The sequence below is a fragment of the Bacillus sp. AF62 genome, from assembly GCF_050312695.1.
Lineage (GTDB): Bacteria > Bacillota > Bacilli > Bacillales > Bacillaceae_G > Bacillus_A > Bacillus_A cereus.
This window is the reverse complement of sequence record NZ_JBNPJZ010000205.1, coordinates 1-1003: the sequence shown is the minus strand read 5'-3', so window position 1 is coordinate 1003 and position 1003 is coordinate 1. Positions and strand designations below refer to the sequence as shown.

Here is a 1003-nt window from a genome sequence, read left to right as displayed (position 1 = left end):
TACTCCTTACAAGAACGAAGATTTAACAAAGGCTTTCCCTGTCGGAATGCCAATAGACAATTACATAAGTAAAAAAAATATATTGCCTGTGCAACATATTTCCAGTATCTCACTTGCAAATGGTGATATTGGTAGAGTATTACAAGCAAAGGATGGCTTTGTTATAATTTTTGGAAATGAAAAAGAAATATTTGATGTGAAAACATTTAAAATGTGGGGAGATGTGCAAATTTATGAAAACAGCATACAAAAACATATATAAAATAAATTTCAATATTAAAATTTTCCAGTATTTGGACCTTTGAATCCAAAAATCATTTCTTTTTAAATAAAAATATGTTAAAATTCTTATACTTACTTATCGCAACGGCTAGTGTGGAAAGCTAGTCGTACCAATGGACCTTTAGCTCAGTTGGTCAGAGCAGACGGCTCATAACCGTCCGGTCATAGGTTCGAGTCCTATAAGGTCCATAAATTTCTTTATATCAATGCGCTCGAAATATATGTTATACTCCGTTAGTAGACATACAATCTATGTGTTATTAAAAGCAAAATGGTTGCAATAAAACAAAAATGCCTTCAACATAAAGGCGCTTTTTTTTATATCAAATGCATATTATTCCTATGCATTTAGTTTGTTATAATTGTGAAAGTTTCTGTCTATTCTTTTAATAGAAATGATGATATAATCTAAGTACTCTTTATTATGTAAAAAAAGACAGCCTTCATTCAACATCTGGAAATGAGGGTTGCCTTTTTTCAAACATATTTGTTATAATAAAAATAGAGTATAGTAAATTATTTTTATGCATAAAATAAAAGAAGAGATGCTATCAACATCTCTCCTCAGTAACTGTTGCCGTAAGGTGGTCAGTTGCTAAATATTATTTTTTCGATTTAGAACTTCCCTTTAGCTTACCACGGCGTGAACTGGACCCAAAAAGTTGGACACATATTTAAGCAGCTAATAAGGATTGAACTCTGTATTGTACAGGGGGCAATC

Annotated in this window: 1 protein-coding gene and 1 tRNA gene; both read left to right on the top strand. The window is 31.4% G+C overall.

Translation table 11 applies throughout. The features are described 5' to 3' along the window. Positions 1-262 (top strand): hypothetical protein (locus ACQRBL_RS32285; protein ID WP_427736417.1); only part of this gene is annotated, 262 nt, incomplete at its 5' end. A gap of 135 nt (positions 263-397) precedes the next feature. Continuing rightward, positions 398-471, top strand: a tRNA-Ile gene (locus ACQRBL_RS32280). The last annotated feature ends 532 nt before the right edge of the window (positions 472-1003 follow it).